The organism is Spirillospora sp. NPDC049652 (assembly GCF_040675125.1).
Lineage (GTDB): Bacteria > Actinomycetota > Actinomycetes > Streptosporangiales > Streptosporangiaceae > Spirillospora.
In genome coordinates this window covers 1-2545 of the sequence record NZ_JBFAOF010000991.1, presented here as the reverse complement: position 1 = coordinate 2545, position 2545 = coordinate 1, and the positions used below count along the sequence as shown (strand labels likewise).

Below are 2545 nucleotides of genomic sequence, written 5' to 3'. Positions count from 1 at the left end.
GGCCGGCGCCCGTCACCATCCGCCGATCACCCCGAGCCCGCAGCCCCAGCGTGATCATGCGCGTCGCCATCCAAGGCTCGATTGCGACGCCGCATCCTCGTTGCGGCTGATGGAGCGGGGCGGGATGCTGCCGCTGACAGTCCCGGTGAGTGACTCACTCCACCGCGCCGAGGGCTGGCCCGATGAACTCTCGCGGGCGGTCGTGGCCGACGACGCGTTCACAGGCCTTCGGCAGGCCGAATCGCTTCGCCACCCGCCCGAGCGCTACGGAGTCTTCGACGTCGGAGTGCCGCTACAAAGTCTTCGACGTCGGGGTGCTTGGTCGTGATCCCTGCGCGGGAGACCTCTGTGCTCGCCCGGCTTCGGCTCCGTGCTTGATCAGCACTATGGAACTGGGTTAGGCGCGGGTGACGCTGGCGGGGTGGCCCAGGGCTATGTGGGTCAGGTTGCGGAGGGAGGGGGAGCCGGGGGCCAGGTAGTCGCTGTGGCCGGCGTGGCCGGCCTGGAACACGTGGGCGCCGAAGTTCCGGGAGACCGGGTCGGGGCCGAGACCCAGGCCGAAGATGCGGACGTGGGGGACGTCCTCCATCCAGTCGGCGGTGCCGCGGCCCGCCCAGACGCGGGCGGTGGTGCCGAGGGCGGCGGCCGTCCAGGCGGTGGTGCCCGGGCTGCCGAACAGGGCGATGTCGGACACCTTCCGCCACGCGGGCCCGCCGGGGCCGTTGCCCTCCATGGCGGCACGGCCGCAGACGACCGAACCGTAGCTGTGGCAGAGCAGGCCCACCTGGGCGGACGGGTTCACCCGGTGCACGCCGACGAGGAACTGCCGCAGCTCGACCGCGCCGCGCTCGGCCCGGGTGTCGGTGAGGACGTCGCTGCTGAAGGTCTTGGGGGCGGCGTAGCCGAGCCAGGCGACGACGGCGAGGTCGCTGCCGGGGGAGATGCGGCGGGCCTCGTCGTAGACGGCGCGGGCGCCGCCGCCGGGGGACGCCCAGGTGCGGCCGGCGCGCAGGTCGAAGCCCGCGATCGTGGAGTCGGCGCCCGGGACCAGGACCGCGACGCGGCGGGCGTGGGCGAGGTCGCCGATGACCTCGACGGCCTGGCCGCGGCCGCGCGGGTCGACCGAGAGGAAGGTCCGGCCGGGGCGGAGGAAGGCCGTCAGGGCGCGGGCCCGCTCGGTGTCGCCGACGTCGCGCGCGGTGGCCAGCGCCTTCTCGATCGTCAGCCGCTCGGCGGCGTAGCGGAGGTCGAGCGTGGTGGGGGACAGCGTCGGGACGGGGCCCGGCTTGGCGTAGGGGTCGGCGTGCCCGGTTCCGGCGGTGGTGAGCAGGACGCCGGCGGCGAGCACGGCGCTGGCGGCGAGCCGCCGCAGCGGGTGTCTGCGGCGGTGCGGGCGCCCGGCGGACTCGCCGTCGGGCGACTGCTCGGGAGAGGACTGCGACGTCTCGGAGGACTGCGGCATGGCCCGGCCTTTCTACTGGATGCCGGTCAATGCTCGGTGCATCCGGTGGTGGTCCTGCGTGTTCCGAAGGCCCCTTCCGGGACGTCCGATCTCTTGGTGAGACGAACGGGGCGGCTCGTGGGTTGGAACCGGATCCGCCGCTCGAACCGGTGTGCCAGGGACCACATGCCCGCCAGGACGGCGGCGAACACGGGAATCCAGGTCAGCCGGTGGGCGAGCCATCCGGGATGGTCGGGCGCGTCGAGCAGCCCTGGAACCCTATCGGTGACCCTGGTCACCAGGGTGGAAACGCCCAGCAGGGCCGATTGGTGCCAGAGGAAGACCGTCATCGCCGACAGGTTCATCATGGCGACGCCCGCCCACAGCACCGGGCGCCGCATCAGCCGGGTCAGCGGCCCGCGCAGGAGGAGGGCCGCGCCGCACTGCGCCAGCCCGAACGCCACGGAGGCCAGCGTCGGCGGCGACAGGTTCGAGACCGCCTGGCCCGGCACCCCGACCATGCTCGCCGGATACCCGCCGGCCAGCACCAGCGCGACCGCCGCCGCGCCGCCGCCGACCAGCAGCGCCCAGGGCGCCAGGTGGCTGCGGACCTGGTCACTCGTCAGGGCGGGTCGCCGCGGGGACCGTTCATCGCGTCCCGGGAGGTTCCGGGCCTGACCAGAGGCCGGGGGGCGGGGCGTGAACGAGCCCTGTGCCCAGGCGACGCCCAGGGTGAAGGGGACGAGCCATGCGGACGCGACGTTGATCCAGCCGATCCACTGCGGCGCGTCCAGGCCGAAACGGGCGAGATCGACCAGGGCGGTGACCGCGACCGGGAGCACGGCGGCCCCAGCACCCCACCTGCGGACGGCCCGCACCACGATCGGGGTCAGCGCGGTGAGCCCGATGAAGACCAGCAGGAACCACAGCGGATCGAGGACCAGGTTGATCAGCGAGACGATCGTCCCCGCCGGGTAGCCGGCGAGGATCAGCAGGGGGACGACCGCAGCCCACACCGCGAGCAGGATCGGCACCGGCTTCACCAGCCGGCGGAGCCGTCGCCCGAACCACGCCCGGTAGGAACCGCTCCGCCCGCCCGCGGCG

At 73.9% G+C, this 2545-nt stretch carries 3 protein-coding genes; 1 reads left to right on the top strand and 2 read right to left on the bottom strand.

The genetic code is table 11. The features are described from left to right. On the top strand, nt 1-328 hold a 328-nt coding region (locus tag AB0J52_RS35895; protein WP_500187375.1), incomplete at its 5' end, for a hypothetical protein. A 69-nt stretch (nt 329-397) separates the two neighbouring features. Here the strand turns inward: AB0J52_RS35895 and AB0J52_RS35890 are convergent. Together AB0J52_RS35890 and AB0J52_RS35885 are read right to left on the bottom strand one after the other, a co-directional pair. Beyond that, nucleotides 398-1462, bottom strand: a complete 1065-nt coding sequence (locus tag AB0J52_RS35890) for an alpha/beta hydrolase (RefSeq protein ID WP_500187374.1) — start codon at nt 1460-1462, stop codon at nt 398-400. A 26-nt stretch (nt 1463-1488) separates the two neighbouring features. Beyond that, a partial coding sequence (locus AB0J52_RS35885; RefSeq protein ID WP_500187373.1) for an acyltransferase family protein occupies nt 1489-2545 on the bottom strand: 1057 nt, incomplete at its 5' end.